General features: G+C 49.5%; 13 protein-coding genes. 6 read left to right on the forward strand and 7 right to left on the reverse strand.

Going from position 1 to position 14,711, the window contains the following annotated elements:
- Position 1: 1 nt before the first annotated feature.
- The 4 genes from pstC to ASG81_RS15925 all read right to left on the reverse strand — a co-directional run bounded on the left by pstC (position 2) and on the right by ASG81_RS15925 (position 5,721).
- Positions 2-865 (reverse strand): phosphate ABC transporter permease subunit PstC, encoded by an 864-nt coding sequence (pstC, locus tag ASG81_RS15910; protein WP_235548893.1) that lies wholly within the window; start codon positions 863-865, stop codon positions 2-4.
- A 190-nt stretch (positions 866-1,055) separates the two neighbouring features.
- Positions 1,056-2,054: a PstS family phosphate ABC transporter substrate-binding protein gene (locus ASG81_RS15915; protein WP_056636152.1), complete on the reverse strand. Its 999-nt coding sequence runs from the start codon at positions 2,052-2,054 to the stop codon at positions 1,056-1,058.
- Between the two features lie 101 nt (positions 2,055-2,155).
- Positions 2,156-3,412, reverse strand: coding sequence for a methyl-accepting chemotaxis protein (locus ASG81_RS33715; protein WP_056636155.1), 1,257 nt, complete (start codon positions 3,410-3,412; stop codon positions 2,156-2,158).
- Between the two features lie 239 nt (positions 3,413-3,651).
- A complete protein-coding gene (locus tag ASG81_RS15925) occupies positions 3,652-5,721 on the reverse strand; it encodes a beta-galactosidase (RefSeq protein ID WP_056636158.1) in 2,070 nt (689 codons plus the stop codon).
- 121 nt (positions 5,722-5,842) lie between these two features.
- Here ASG81_RS15925 and ASG81_RS15930 point away from each other — a divergent pair, with 121 nt between their 5' ends.
- Genes ASG81_RS15930 through ASG81_RS15950 form a run of 5 tightly spaced genes read left to right on the forward strand, consistent with a single transcriptional unit; the run spans position 5,843 to position 10,155 of the window.
- Positions 5,843-6,691 carry an AraC family transcriptional regulator gene (locus tag ASG81_RS15930; protein ID WP_081417374.1) on the forward strand — a complete coding sequence of 283 codons (849 nt, stop codon included), beginning with the start codon at positions 5,843-5,845 and terminating at the stop codon, positions 6,689-6,691.
- 36 nt (positions 6,692-6,727) lie between these two features.
- Entirely contained in the window at positions 6,728-7,915 is a 1,188-nt protein-coding gene (locus ASG81_RS15935) for a M20 family metallopeptidase (protein WP_056636162.1), read from the forward strand.
- A gap of 34 nt (positions 7,916-7,949) precedes the next feature.
- Positions 7,950-8,708 carry a threonine/serine exporter family protein gene (locus ASG81_RS15940; protein ID WP_056636166.1) on the forward strand — a complete coding sequence of 253 codons (759 nt, stop codon included), beginning with the start codon at positions 7,950-7,952 and terminating at the stop codon, positions 8,706-8,708.
- Between the two features lie 22 nt (positions 8,709-8,730).
- Positions 8,731-9,162: a threonine/serine exporter family protein gene (locus ASG81_RS15945; protein WP_056636170.1), complete on the forward strand. Its 432-nt coding sequence runs from the start codon at positions 8,731-8,733 to the stop codon at positions 9,160-9,162.
- A 45-nt stretch (positions 9,163-9,207) separates the two neighbouring features.
- Complete coding sequence (locus ASG81_RS15950; RefSeq protein WP_056636173.1) at positions 9,208-10,155, forward strand: phosphotransferase family protein; 948 nt, start codon at positions 9,208-9,210, stop codon at positions 10,153-10,155.
- Between the two features lie 5 nt (positions 10,156-10,160).
- Here the strand turns inward: ASG81_RS15950 and ASG81_RS15955 are convergent, their stop codons facing one another.
- Complete coding sequence (locus ASG81_RS15955; protein ID WP_056636176.1) at positions 10,161-11,012, reverse strand: lipoate--protein ligase family protein; 852 nt, start codon at positions 11,010-11,012, stop codon at positions 10,161-10,163.
- Positions 11,013-11,169: 157 nt separating this feature from the next.
- Between ASG81_RS15955 and ASG81_RS15960 the strand changes: the two genes are divergently transcribed.
- Entirely contained in the window at positions 11,170-12,036 is an 867-nt protein-coding gene (locus ASG81_RS15960) for an AraC family transcriptional regulator (RefSeq protein ID WP_056636179.1), read from the forward strand.
- Positions 12,037-12,066: 30 nt separating this feature from the next.
- Here the strand turns inward: ASG81_RS15960 and ASG81_RS15965 are convergent, their stop codons facing one another.
- Together ASG81_RS15965 and pnpS are read right to left on the reverse strand one after the other, a co-directional pair.
- A complete protein-coding gene (locus tag ASG81_RS15965) occupies positions 12,067-12,789 on the reverse strand; it encodes a response regulator transcription factor (RefSeq protein WP_056636185.1) in 723 nt (240 codons plus the stop codon).
- Positions 12,790-12,901: 112 nt separating this feature from the next.
- Positions 12,902-14,677 carry a two-component system histidine kinase PnpS gene (pnpS, locus tag ASG81_RS15970; RefSeq protein WP_056636188.1) on the reverse strand — a complete coding sequence of 592 codons (1,776 nt, stop codon included), beginning with the start codon at positions 14,675-14,677 and terminating at the stop codon, positions 12,902-12,904.
- Between the last annotated feature and the right edge of the window lie 34 nt (positions 14,678-14,711).

Here is a 14,711-nt window from a genome sequence, read left to right on the forward strand (position 1 = left end):
CTTAATACTCCTCTCTGAATTTTCTTGCGATATACTGGGCAAGAATATTGAGCAGGAACGTAATGAGGAACAACGTCATGCCGACCGCGAAGATCGATCCATACTCAACCGTTCCGTGCGGCGTATCTCCAAGGCTGACCTGAACGATATAAGCGGTCATCGTCTGGATACTGTCGAGCGGATTTGCGGTCATATTAGGCGTAGAGCCTGCAGCGACCGTTACGATCATCGTCTCGCCGATCGCGCGGGAGAAGGCAAGCACGGCCGAGGCCACGATTCCCGAGAAGGCAGCGGGCACGACAATTTTCAAAGCGACCTCGAATCTTGTAGCGCCAAGCGCATAAGCGCCGTCGCGCAAGCTGCGCGGCACTGACGACATCGCGTCCTCGCTTAGCGAGCTAACCATAGGAATAATCATGATGCCGACTACGATACCGGCACTCAGCGCATTGAACACCCCAGCGCTGTGGAATATGCTTTGAATAAGAGGCGTTACAAGGCTTAACGCAAAGTAACCATATACGATTGTCGGTACTCCCGCGAGCACTTCCAAAATCGGTTTAATAATTTTGCGGACACGCTTCGGAGCATATTCCGATAAGTATATGGCGCTTGCCAAACCAAGGGGAATGGCTACTAAACAGGCGATTAGCGTAATCATGAGCGTTCCAGACAAGAGCGGCAGAACACCGAAGCTTTTGGGCGGAATTAGCGGCGACCATTTTGTCCCAAACATGAAATCAAAAATCGGTATTTTTTGAAAGAACTGATAGGTTTCTGAGATGAGCGTTACGACAATACCTATTGTTGTAAGAACGGAAACGGAAGCACATAGAAACAATAGGATTGGCATCACTTTATTCATGATGCTTACGCGTTTATTTTTGAAATCATAAGTTTCCTTGCTTGTAGTTTGAGCCTCACTGATCGTTTGTATCCCTTGCCTTGGCATTACGGCGTCCTCCTTCTTGCCTTTACAATTCGTTTACATATGAGCCGTGAAAAATGTGATGTCTCGAGGGACATCACATTTTGTCATTCGGCATTTTAGCTGCTTATTGGATTTTTGCCGCTTCCGTTGCGTATTGCTCGTCTGGAAGAGCTACATATCCAACTTCGCCAGCGTATGTTCCAATGTTGTTGATGTAGTATTTCACGAATTCTTTAACTTCAGGGCGCTCAAGCTCTTTGTTGTTAGCGTAGATGAAGAGCGGACGGGACAATGGTGCGTACGTGCCGTCTTTGATCGTTTCATTAGATGGTGTGATAGCGCCTTTTCCGCCGTCAACCGGAACGACCTTCAATTTATCTTGGTTTTCTTCAAAGTAAGCAAAGCCAAAGTATCCAATGCCGTATTTGCTGCCGGATACGCCTTGAACAAGCGCGTTGTCATCTTCCGAGAAGCTGATTGCTTTATCGTTGCGGATGCCTGCTTTATCAAGGATTGCTTCATTAAAGTAATCGTAAGTTCCGGAATCAGCGCCTGGCGAGAACATTACGATCGGCTCAGCAGGGAATGAATCGCGAACGTCTTTCCAAGTTGTTACTGTGCTGCCCGTTACGAAAATTTTATTTAGCTCTTCAACCGTCAAGTGATCGATGAAGTCATTTTCTTTGCTAACGACTACGGACAAACCATCAAATGCTACAGTAAGTTCTGTATACTCGATGCCTGCTGTTTTACATGTAGCAGCTTCTTCGTCTTTAATTGGACGGGAAGCATCTGCGATTGCAATTTCGCCAGCGCAAAATTGTTTGAAGCCGCCGCCTGTACCGGATACGCCGACAGGTACACGAACGTCTTTATGTTCTTTGTTAAACTCTTCAGCCGCTGCTTCAGTAAGCGGGAATACCGTACTTGAACCGTCGATTTTAATTTCGCCTGACAATGCAGCAGTTTCTTCAGTTGGAGTGTTTGTTGCGTTATTAGCAGCGCCTGTATTTTTATTTGTTGCGTTTCCACCATTTGTATTGTTACCGCATGCAGCCGCGAATACCAGCACTGCCACCATCGACAACATCAAGATCCCCTTAAAGCCCTTTTTCTTCAACAACTCTACCACTCCTCGTATATTGTCTGTTAGGGTTGTCCCCCCGTGCCTCTTATACTACTATCCGTTTGTAAATCGGGTATTCTGTTTTTGTAAACTCCATGTTAAAAATAGGACTTCTGCAATTTCTTCATTTCGCCGGCTACATGAATCGATTGCTGATGTGCCTGCTCGGATAAAGAGCCGATCTGCTTCGCGCTATTCCGGTTATCTGCCGCTGCACGGAACAGCCGGTTAAATGCCTCCACCGCTTCATTGACATGCGCTTCGCTCGCTGTAGTTGCGGAACGGCCGTCATGCGCGAGTGTAGTCGTATGTGAGATTGCATCGACGATCGTTTTTGTTAGGGTTGTAATTTCATTCGCAAATTGCTTCGTTTGACTGGCAAGCTTCATGACTTCACCCGCCACTACTGCAAAGCCGCGGCCATGCTCCTCTGCGCGCGCTGCTTCTATTGAGGCATTTAATGCGAGTAAGTTACTCTGCTCCGCTAGTTCCTTGATTAATAAAGATACTTTGCTGATAGAGCCCGCTTCCGCCTGCAGCTCGTTCATCCGCTTTTCCTGCAGCTGCGAATTCGTTACGATAGCCTCAAAAGCCTTCGTTACTTTATCAAGCTCATTTTTCCCGGTAAGCGTCAAATCTACCATCTCAACCGACAAGGACTCACCCTCCGCTGTCGACTCGCGTACGCTGTTAACCGCCTGTTCGATTTCATTCACGCGCTGCTCCGCTGAGCGAATCGTGCTCATTTGGGCGTCAATCGCTTCCTGCTGCAGCATTCTGGATAGCTTAAGCATATCGGAGATGGTCAAAATGCCGGCGAGTTTACTGTTTAACGTGACGATGACACAATCATAAAGCACGCTGTCATGGCGGCTTAATGCGCTATCAATGAGCTGCTGCGGCGCATAATCATAATCCACAAGCAACGGGTTCGCATCCATCAGCTTCATGATTGGCTTATTATCATACAAATCCGCGCTAAAGCGATGCCCCAGCTTCAAGAAAAAACGGTTGCGCATCATCAAACCGGCAGGAACTCCTTGATCAGTCGTTACGATGACACATTCGCATTCCGGATGCTTCTTAAACACCGCAATCGTCTCCCGGCATGTTTGCTTGCCGGTAATCGTCGGTGCCTGTCGCAAAAAATCTTTTAGACGCACGGACTGACCAGCTTGAGGCTGTACTCCCTTTGTGACAGAATGAACCGCCTTTTGACCGGAAGCTTGTCCTGTCGATTCCTTCGCTTTGCCAATTTCAGATAAACAATCTCCGCTTATCAGTGCGTTCGGATTGGTACTCTCACTCTCCGCTTTTACTGCGTATTTATCTTTCTCCAGAACAGTCGCTGTCATTCACACTCACCCTTCCTACAATTTCCTCTTTCACATACTATAGGTCGTAAGCATCAAGCGGAATCCACAGAAATGTTTTCGGAATGTTAAATTCGACATTATTTTTTTATGATTCGGTAAATAAAAATAAACCTACGGACTTGTGACCGAGGTTATCCGACCTAATTAAATGTTTAAAAGCTGTGCGCAGCGTACAAAAATCTCGTACGTTACTCACAGCTTTGATTAGGATGATCAGCCTATTTCGATTCGCGCTTTAAAATACGGCAGCTATATGCAGCCAAATCTAAACTTGCGCTAACTTCTTCGCCCGCTAACAAATCAGTATAGCTGCGTCCGTCCAGCGCAACAGCGGCTTCATCTGCACTGAAGTTGGATACGAATACATAATCGCTTATGCCGTCAGTCCGCAATTGTGCGGTTACGCCAGGCGGCAGCTCCGAATCAAGCACGCGCTTGATGCCCTCCTGCTTAACAATGGCCGCAAGCAGATCGTTCGTAAATGCCGACTCGTTGCGCGATGCAATATAATAGGCTTTGCCCGCTCCAAATGGATTAACCGTTAATGCCGGACGGCCGGCGTAGAAATCTTCTCCGTATACCGCAAGCGCCTCTGCGCCCTCGAGATGGATAAGATCGCATAGCTCACGTGCCGTATACTCGCCGCTTAGTCCTAGCGCATTCCCGTCCGTTATGACAACGCGGTTCGAATCGTGATCATGCAGCGAATCGATTTCCTCGGACCAAATGCCTAGCGTCTTGCGCAGCGGTCCCGGGAAGCCGGTCAGGAAGCATAGGTCATTCTCGTCCACGATGCCGCTCCAATAGGTGGTCACCAAGATACCGCCATTTTCAACGAATCGTTCAATGCGCTCGCCAACACCCGGACGAACCATGTACAGCATAGGCGCAACGAGCAGCTTGTATTGATCAAAATCGCATTCCGAGTCAATAATATCGACAGGCACGCCGAGATCCCAAAACGGACGATAATGGCGCTTCGCCGTTTCTTCATAATGCAGGCCGCCATTACGGGGTCCTTGCGAATCCTTCACAGCCCAGCGATTCTCCCAATCATAAATAAGCGCAACCTCCGGCTTTACCGTCGTGCCCACGACCTCGGACAGCTTCGCTAGCGCAGCGCCAAGATCCGCAACGTCACGGAATACGCGTGTGTTCTCATGGCCGACATGATCAACGACTGCACCATGGAGCTTCTCGCTCGAGCCTCTGCTCTTGCGCCACTGGAAATATTGCACCGTATCGGAGCCATGCGCGACCGCTTGAAGGGAGGACATCATATGCATGCCCGGGCGCTTCAGCTTGCTTACCGGCTGCCAGTTCGTCATGCTGGGCGTGCTTTCCATCAGCATGAACGGCTTGCCGCCGCCTAGCGAACGGAATACGTCGTGGTTAAAGCCGATCCACGCAGCAAGCTCGCTATCGTCTCCGCCGTTGTCATGCCATGTCGGGTAAGCATCCCATGAGATCATGTCAAGCAGATCGGTAAATTTCCAATAATTAAGCGGCTCGAAATCGAGCATGAAGTTCGTCGTAATCGGAAGCTCGCTATTAGCAGCGCGCAGCGGTTCGATTTCATGACGGCAGAAATCTACCGTCTGATCGGTTACGAATCTTCTCCAGTCTACGTTCTGACCGTGAACGGCCTTCTCGCCGCGTTCAGTCGGAGACTCGATTTGACTCCAATCGGTATACGTATGGCTCCAGAACGTCGTCCACCAAGCATCGTTCAGCGCCTCGACGGTACTGTATTTCGTTTTCAACCAGCCGCGGAAAGCCTCTTCGCAATAGGAGCAGTGGCATTCGCCGCCGAATTCGTTCGAAATATGCCAGCCGATAACGGCAGGATGACCGGAATAGCGCTCAGCCAGCTTTGTGTTCATAATCGTTACCTTCTCGCGGTAAACCGGGGAAGTGAAGCAATGATTGTGGCGCGCGCCATGTAAATTGCGAATGCCGTTTGGAGCTACGCGCAGCACTTCGGGATATTTTTGAGACATCCATACCGGACGCGCTCCGCTTGGGGTAGCGAGCAAAGCATAAATGCCGTTAGCAGCAAATTTATCAAGCAGCGTGTCTAACCATTCGAATGTAAATACGCCTTCCTCAGGCTCAATGGCCATCCATGCAAATATACCGACCGACATGACATTGCAATGCGCAAGCTTCATAAGCCGGATATCTTCCTCCAGCACTTCAGGATATTTCTGCCATTGATCTGGGTTATAATCTGCACCATGCAGCATTTGCGGTATTTTCCCGCTTATCGGGGGAAATTTCAAACTCATCTCAGCAGCCTCCAGTTTCATCTTGATTGTAGACATTATTGGATATACTATAATGATATTCATATTATATATCGTTCATCGATCCAACTAAATAATAGTATTTTCGCATCGCTTTAAAAATATGAAACTGGAGGCTGCTGCTATCGATACGATGGTTTTTCCGATTTTGACAGAGACGGATACGACTCTCCCGGTTTATCTCACCAGCATCGGACATTGGAGCAATCAGGAGCCGATCGACCGTCCGAACGGGTATCCCCATTTTCAATGGCTGCAGGTCATCGCAGGATCAGGCGAACTCCACCTTGGCAATCAGAAAATGACCGTCCGCGCCGGACAAGGGTTTTGCCTTTTTCCGAACGAGCAGCATCAATATTTTTCGATTCAGGAGCCATGGGAAGTCTTTTGGATGAGCTTTAGAGGCGATTTATCCGATAAGCTGTTCAGGCAGGCCGGCATTACGCAATCCGGTGTTTATTCGACTGCCGATCATGATATGATTGTTACCCACATGAAAAATATTTTCGCGATGACGCAATCCGGCCGCTCCTTTCTCGGGCTCGAATGCTCAAAGCTGGTTTATATGTTTTTGCTCGATTTGATGAAGGTTATTCTTGTTAGCTCGCATTCGGTGGAGCAGAGCTATTTGAAGCTGCATCCCGCCCTTCAGTACATTGAATCGCATTACAACGGGCTCATTACGATAAAGGATCTGGCAAGCTGTATCGATGTAACGCCTCAGTATTTATGCTTGCTGTTCAAGAAGGCGCTGAAAATGAGGCCGATGGAGTATGTTAACCGGGAGCGCGTCAATCGGAGCAAAGAGCTGATGTTCCGCGAGAGCGATATCAAAATGCACGAAATCGCACATCGCGTCGGCTTCGATTCCCCCAGCTACTTCAGCTCCGTATTCAGGCGGCTTGAAGGTCTAAGCCCTGAGCAATTCAAAAAAATACACGGCATGCGGTAGGAGCCCGCTGTATCGCAAAAATTCAGGAGGTTAAAAATGTCCGATAAAAAATCTATCTTTAGCGAAATTGATCAATATGCTGAAGCGTTTCGCACGATATCACGCTCCGTCGGCAGCCGCCCGGAGCTTGGCCATGAGGAGTATTTCGCATCCGGGCTGCTTTGTACCGAGCTCACCAAATACGGCTTCGAGGTTGAACGGGGCATTCTTGGCATCGAAACGTCCTTCATCGCCGTATTCGATTCCGGCAAGCCCGGACCGACGGTCGGCTTCCTATGCGAATACGATGCGCTGCCGGAAATTGGACACGCTTGCGGGCATCATCTCATCTGCTCGATGAGCATTGCCGCAGCAGTCGGCCTCAAGGCCGCTCTCCAAGGCAGCGGAATCGGCGGAAAAATCCGCGTTTACGGTACCCCCGCCGAGGAGACGCGCGGCGCTAAAGTGCCGATGGCGGCAGCTGGCTTATTTGATGACTGCGATTTTGCGCTAATGGCTCATCCCTACCATACCTTCGAACGCTCAGGCGAATCGCTCGCGCTCGATGCGGTGCAATTTGAATTTACCGGCTTAGCCGCACATGCAGCCGCGAGCCCGTATGAAGGCATAAATGCGCTCGACGCCGTGCTCCAGCTTTTCAACAGCATCAATGCGCTTCGCCAGCAGACGCGCAGCGACACGCGTATTCACGGCATTATCGACAATGGCGGCAAAGCGCCAAACATCATTCCCGACTATGCATCGGCCAAATTTTATGTTCGATCGGCTTCCCGGACCTACACCAATGAGCTTACAGCCAAAGTGCTGCGCTGCGCGGAAGGTGCGGCTCTGCAGACCGGGTGCACGCTCACGACCAACCATTTCGAGTTTTCTTATGACGAGCTCCTTACCAATGAAGCATTGTCCGAGCAGTTCAACGCGAATCTGCTAGAAGCAGGCATCCGACCGGAGCAGATTGAGGTAGGCAAGGATCACGGCTCGCTTGATCTAGGAAATGTTTCCGTTCGCTGCCCGGCGATCCATCCTTTCGTCAAGGTGGTGCAGGATCGGCTGCTGCTTCATACCGAAGCGTTCCGCGATGCCGCTATTACCGATTATGCACTCGACGGCATGCTCTTTGGCGCCAAAATGCTCGCTGCTACCGCTTACGACGTATTTGCAGATCCCGCTCTGCTCGCCCGTATCCGCTCCGAATTCGAGCAGCAAACGAAGAACGTGCAATGACATTCACTTCGCTCGTTTAAGGGGGCAGGACAGAATGGATAAAACAATCATGAACAGCCACGAGATCACTCAAATTTGTTTATTAGCCGGTAAAATCATTTTGCAAAACGGCGGCGAAACCTACCGGGTCGAGGATACGATGGTACGGATTGCGGCAGCATACGGCATCGAAAACTCGCACAGCTTCGTAACGCCGACCGGCATTATTTTCGCGATCGACGGTTCATCCCAGTTGACGAGACTCATTCGGATCTCCGAACGCTCGACTAATTTGCTCAAGGTATCATTAGTAAACGATATTTCAAGAAAAATTAGCACAGGTAAGCTTTCAGCGGGAGATGCTCATCGTCTGCTGCAAGAAATAGATACGGCTGCCTATGTTTATCCCCCCTGGCTGAAAATAATGGCGGCAGCTATAGCGAGCGGCTGCTTTCTCATCATGTTCCAAGGCAGCTGGCGCGACTTTATCCCTGTCCTGCTGATCGGCGGACTCGGCTTCGCTTTTCTGGTGAAGCTGCACCGAATCGTTCCGATAAAGTTTTTTGCCGAGTTTATAACCGCTTTGCTGATCGGGACGCTGTCCGTGCTGTTTGTACGAAATGGGTTCGGATTCGATTTGGATAAAATCATCATCGGCTCGGTCATGCCCTTAGTGCCCGGCTTACATATTACAGCTGCTGTCAGGGATTTGATGGCCGGCCATCTCGTATCGGGGCTGTCGAAAGGGGCGGAAGCGTTTCTCACTGCGTTCGCTATCGGCGCGGGAATTGCCGCAGTGCTCTCGATCTACTAACCGGAATTGGAGGTGCATCACGTTGACGATACTGGAACAGCTATTCACGAGCTTCGCAGCTTCGGCCGCCTTCGGCATTATCTTCAACGTTCCGAAGCGTACGCTTGCGCACTGCGGAGCTGTCGGCATGATCGGCTGGTTCATTTACGTTTCTTGTACGCAGCTAGCTTTGGATGCCATACCGTCGACGCTTATTGCCGCTTTTGTCGTCACCGTAATTAGCCAGTTATTTTCCAAGCTGTACAAAACACCCATAATCGTCTTTAGCGTTTCGGGCATTATCCCGCTAGTACCTGGCGGACTCGCGTATGACGCGATGAGGAACGTCGTGGAAGACAACTATGACATTGCAGTACAGCTGGCCGTTGAAGCATTCATGATTTCGGGAGCCATTGCGATCGGTCTCGTGTTCTCGGAGGTCATTAATCAGATCATACGAAAGTCCGAACGTTAATCGAAATGAAATTTATCCGGCACATCCGGGAAAGGAGGAAACCTGATGCATCCCATCGTAAAGCCTGACGGCCGGATCGACGACGGGAAAATATGGAAGAGAGAAACGCTATATAAGGGAATGAACGGCAGCTGCGTCGAGCGGATTTACGTTACGCCATCCGATACGATGATCTTTAAGCCGCTTACGAACAATGATCAGATTGGCAAAGAGGCATGGGTGTACGAGCAAATATTGTCAGCCCTTCCTCCCATTAACCCAAAGATGCTCGCCCGTTCCCAACCGCATAATTTCTCAGTCAATTGGATTTTGTTCGAGGATTTAGGCCATTTAACGCATACTTTCGAGGAAGATACAGCAATTGCTTTACTATCTTATATAGCGGAATGGCATGCTTTACCGGTCACGCATTTGCACCATGCGCCGCTTCAAGGGCCGAAGCCTTCGGCAGAAGCAATACGCGTTGAGCTGCTGCTCCAAGATAGGCTGCCGTGTAAGTCCACGTTCCAAAGGCCAAGCATTTCTGCACCTGTACGATCAGCCTTGCTCGCCCTGTTGCGGCAAGAAAGCTTTGCAGCGGATGAACTTGTTCTTTCGCACGGAGATTTGCATCTTGGCAATTACGCAGCCGTAAACGGACAGGTTAAAGTGCTCGACTGGGAGCATGCTCATCTGAACAGCCGTTATTGGGATCTATATCATGTTATCGATTTATCTCATCCGATATTTCCTAAAGAAATGACGACAAATATACGCGAGCGATTGCTGAACCGTTACCTTGAGCTAAGCGGGCAGAACGGCCATCTCATGAATGCGCCTATGTTCAGACGCCGCTATTATTTATTTTCTTGCCTATTCTCACTCTGGATGCTGAAGCTGATCGCTAACGACATTCATGCGAACAATGGCATTTGGCCATTCGATCAGCTCAAGAAGCAGCTTCAAGAGACGACCGCCAACCTCATGCAATGCGCGGAATGCTTATTTGTCTGATCATCTTAATGCTCTTGAATCGCATACCTTGAGCGCAGTACTTTTACCATCGCCAAAATCTGTTCGGAGGTCGGCATCACCAGCCTCGCCTCCGCTTCTATCAAACCAGCCTCCGTTTGCTGCGACCTTATTATCCGTTTGACGGCATCCGCGAAAGCCTGTCCCGCTCCCCGGCCGAGCTCCGTCAATTGCTCCAGACTAGCCGTACTTTCAGCTCTTACCAATGGATAGTTGTTAACGCATTTCCCATCCGCGGCTTTGTCATAGAACGAACGGACGAAGCTCGCCCGCTCCTGTCCCTCCCCCTCGGCAACGATAAATGCTTGCACGATATAGGCATGTGTCTGACGCCGCTGCGCGATTCCGCAAAACTTATAGCCGTTAATGCTTAAATCAAAATCACCCGGACAATATGCGCCTTGTATTTCACCTTTGTCAACCCGGCAGCCAGTCCCCTTCAGCGCATGACGGATCAGCCCGTACATCCGTTCAAAATCGTCATGAAAATGAAAAGAGCCTGCGTTAGACTTAGGCAAAATAAGAGAAATATTAATAATGCCAAGGTCTAGAGGAACCGCGGCCCCGCCAGAATTGCGGACAGCAGTAGACCATCCCTCTGATTGCAGCAGGCGCTCAGCTTCAGCCGCTCCAGGCAATCGGCTGTCTCTAAGCCCCATTACAAATCCTCTTGGATGACGCCATATATGACAAATAGCCGGCCCTCCCTGCCCCGTCCCTCTGCAAAGCAGCTCATCTAATGCGAATGGATATAACACATCCGTCTCAGCCAGTTCATCCATCCGATCCAACAGCAATACGTTATCCAGCCTCAAATCCTTAATCGAATCCTTGTCCATTTGGCGTCATTCAGCCCTTTCCCGCTCATTTCTTCGAGGCCTTCCTATTCCCTATATTTTAACGCCATAATGATAATGATGCATCCCTTATTGCTAATAACGAGCGCTTTCACTACAATAAGGATATTGTCATGCAGCGCCAAGGGGGAACAGTAAATTGGAAGCCATAAATGAAAAAGTCGCATACGAGAACCCATTGCTGTCGCTGCGCATATTTCAAACGATGCGTGATCTTGATGAATTTACAAACTGGCATTATCATAAGCAGCTTGAGCTGTTGCTAATTCTTGAGGGTAATCTGGACGTTTATATAGATGAGGAATGTTACCATCTAACGACCGGGGATGTCATGCTCATCGGAGCCTCCGAGCTGCATTGCGATCGCAGCCTTAGCTTGCTGGATTATATCGTGCTTCAATTCGATCTAGAGCCTTTTTTTGATCAAAGCACGATCCCTTATATGCGTTATTTTTCGGAAACCCAGAAGCCGCTTAGCACAGCGAATTATATATTTCAGGAAAGCAGTGCCGTAAAGCAGCAAACCGCTTCATGCATTCAGCAAATTTTGAATGAAGCATCGCGCAAGGAAACCGGCTACGAGCTGGCAGTTAGCGTTCTCATTAAGCAAATACTGCTGCTCCTGCTCCGTCATGACAGCCGGAAGGTGCTGATCGAGCAGGATAATTTCGAACGCATCCGTCTTAAGCCCGTTCTTGATTATATAGAGAACCATCTGACCGACCGGATTCAAGTCGAAGAGGTTTGCAAAATCGCCAATATGAGCTACTACTATTTCGTTAAATACTTTAAAAAGACGATTGGCTTATCGTTTACGGAATACGTGAATTACCGGAAGGTGAAGTGGGCGGAGCGGATACTGCTGACGAAGGATTTAAGCATTTCGGAGGTTGGCGAGCGGATCGGGATGCCGAATATGGCCCATTTTTATAAAATGTTCAAAAAGTATAACGACTGCTCACCGAAGCAATTTCAGCGTAAAATGCTTGTGTGGAATCGGCAGTAGCCTTATGAAATCGAAAAAAGCTCGTCAGCCCTACATTTTCGGGGTAACGAGCTTTTTTGGCATTACGAGCTTATAGCCTACGCCGCGAATCGATTCGATTTGGACCGATTGCTGGCCCAGCTCCAGCTTTTTCCTGAGCGAGCTCACATGGACGTCAACCGTACGCTGGCCGCCAATGTAATCGAAGCCCCATACGACGTTCATAAGATCATCGCGCGTAATGACCATGCCCGGGCGCTGCACAAGATAAAGCAATACTTCAAATTCCTTCGGTCTAAGCGGAATCGTATCCCCGTTTAAGATGACCTCATACTTCTCCGGATAAATCGACAGCTCACCGGCTGTAATGACCTTCTCTGTTGATTCAATCGGCTTGCTTTCATCCAGCTGCGTCCGCCGCAGGACGGCCGATACACGGGCAAGAAGCTCTGCTACGCCAAACGGCTTCGTAATATAGTCATCAGCACCATGCTTCAGTCCTTGCACAACCTCTTCCTCCGCATTGCGGGCTGTCAAAATAATGACCGGTGTTCTTACGCCATTTTGGCGTAGACGGTTCAATATCTCGAAGCCGTTCATGCCTGGCAGCATAATATCGAGGATGACCAAGTCGAAATTGCGCTGCAAAGCGGTTTGCAAACCTTCACCGCCATGATCGATAACGGTCGTTTCATAGCCCTCTTGGGTCAAATTGTACGACAAGAGCCTTGCTAATGTCGGTTCATCTTCAATTACGAGCACTTTATGCGACATGTTACCTCCAGCTTGGCGAATGGCAGCGCTTATGACGCTGCATCATCCGCAAATTTAAACCTTTTGAATTTAGTTTATCATGGTTTCGTGAAGAATAGGTAAATCTTTTTTTCTATTGCAGGACAGGCAGCTCGATTGTGAACGTTGAGCCCACACCTACCGCGCTAGTTACCGAAATCGTTCCTTTATGAAGCTCTACCAGATGCTTTACGATGGAAAGACCAAGCCCCGTGCCGCCTGAGCTCCGCGAACGCGCTTTGTCCACGCGATAAAACCTCTCGAAAATGCGTGGCAAATCCTTTTTCGGAATGCCGATGCCGGAATCACTAATTTGGATGCGGATGTAATCATCGCCCAGCCCTTCAACCTTCAGCGATACCCGTCCCCCTTCAGGCGTATAATTAATGCCGTTCGAGAGCAAATTCATAATAATTTGCCGCAATCGATCCTCATCTGCTTCGACATACAAGCCAGGCTCGATGTTCATGGAAAGCTCGATCCTTTTGCGGGCGGCCTCCGGCTCCATCAGCTTGATCGATTTGTGGGCGAATGTGTCCACCTCAACAGGGGAGAATGCGAGAGGCACGCGGCGTGACTCGATTTTGGACAGCTCCAAAATATCTCCGATCAACCGGTTGAGACGATCGCTCTCATCGAATATAATTTGCAAAAACGAGCGGGCCGTTTCTTCGTCATTCACCGCGCCGCCAAGCAGCGTCTCCGCAAACCCCTTGACTGCCGTAATCGGCGTCTTCAGTTCATGCGACACGTTAGCGACAAACTCGCTTCGCATCCGCTCCAGCCTGCGAATGGCCGAGACATCCTGCAGCACGAGAAGCACACCGGAAAATTCATTGCCCTCCGGGTGAATCGGCACCAAATTGAGCTCAAGCAGCCTCTCTTCCGGGAAGTAGAACGTTATTTCCTCGCGCAAATGATCCTTGCTCTTCAGACCCTCCTGAATCATTTGCGACAGCTCGTACTGCTGCTTTGCTTCTGCGTAATGGCGTCCGACCAGCTCACGGGCTGAGAAGCCGAGCACCTCCTCCGCACGTCTGTTCATCAGCACGATTTTTCCGCCGCGATCGATCATTACGATTCCGTTAATCATATTATCAAGTACGCTCTCAAGCTGGTTCTCGTTTTGCTGAATGCGAGTCATTTGAATCTGCAGGCTGTCCGCCATCGCATTAATAGCATTGCCGAGTTCCCCGATCTCATCCTGTTTTGCCACCTTCACCCTTGCGCGGTAATCCATGTTTTTAATCCGCTTCGCAACCTTCGTTATTTGCTCCAGCGGGCGCGTTAAGCCAAGTGCAATTCGATAGCTGATTACAGCTGCGATGAGGAAGAGCACCAGCAAACCGGCGACCATCAGCATCGTTAAATTGCGAATGCTGTCGTCGACCTCTTTCAAGCTCATCGCAAGACGAATAACATCAGGCGCTTGATGAGGCAAGACTTTCACGGGAATAGCCACGTACATCATATTTTGCTTCACGGTATCACTCGCCCGAATAGCTCTACCGGTGCCGGTCGCGAGCGCTTCCCTTACTTCCGCCCGGTCAAGATGGTTGTCCATTTCCTTCGGATCCCCATCCGAATCGCCAAGCACGATGCCGTCATTGCGAATGAACGTTACGCGGGCGCCAGTATAATGCTTAAGCTCCTTCGCCTCGTTCGTATAATAGTTGTATAACGTTGATACTTGGCCTGATTTCCATTCCATTTTGGCTGAAATGATTTGCATCTCGCGAACCATATTATCTTCAAGCGCGTTAATATGGTTTTCTTTAAACGTGCTAACCATAAATATTCCAGCTGCACTCACCGATAATGCGATCATCGTGATCATAATAAGCGTCAGCCTGGTGCGAAAGCTGTTCATCCGGTTCACTCCCTGCGTTTTATCAAGCCCGCGC

Source organism: Paenibacillus sp. Soil522 (assembly GCF_001428245.1).
Lineage (GTDB): Bacteria > Bacillota > Bacilli > Paenibacillales > Paenibacillaceae > Pristimantibacillus.

Bases quoted from the DNA above. Each gene is read 5' to 3' on its own strand.
- pstC (WP_235548893.1), bottom strand. From the start codon at position 865: ATGAATAAAGTGATGCCAATCCTATTGTTTCTATGTGCTTCCGTTTCC.
- ASG81_RS33715 (WP_056636155.1), bottom strand. From the start codon at position 3,412: ATGACAGCGACTGTTCTGGAGAAAGATAAATACGCAGTAAAAGCGGAG.
- ASG81_RS15925 (WP_056636158.1), bottom strand. From the start codon at position 5,721: ATGAGTTTGAAATTTCCCCCGATAAGCGGGAAAATACCGCAAATGCTG.
- ASG81_RS15930 (WP_081417374.1), top strand. From the start codon at position 5,843: ATGAAACTGGAGGCTGCTGCTATCGATACGATGGTTTTTCCGATTTTG.
- ASG81_RS15935 (WP_056636162.1), top strand. From the start codon at position 6,728: ATGTCCGATAAAAAATCTATCTTTAGCGAAATTGATCAATATGCTGAA.
- ASG81_RS15940 (WP_056636166.1), top strand. From the start codon at position 7,950: ATGGATAAAACAATCATGAACAGCCACGAGATCACTCAAATTTGTTTA.
- ASG81_RS15950 (WP_056636173.1), top strand. From the start codon at position 9,208: ATGCATCCCATCGTAAAGCCTGACGGCCGGATCGACGACGGGAAAATA.
- ASG81_RS15955 (WP_056636176.1), bottom strand. From the start codon at position 11,012: ATGGACAAGGATTCGATTAAGGATTTGAGGCTGGATAACGTATTGCTG.
- ASG81_RS15965 (WP_056636185.1), bottom strand. From the start codon at position 12,789: ATGTCGCATAAAGTGCTCGTAATTGAAGATGAACCGACATTAGCAAGG.
- pnpS (WP_056636188.1), bottom strand. From the start codon at position 14,677: ATGAACAGCTTTCGCACCAGGCTGACGCTTATTATGATCACGATGATC.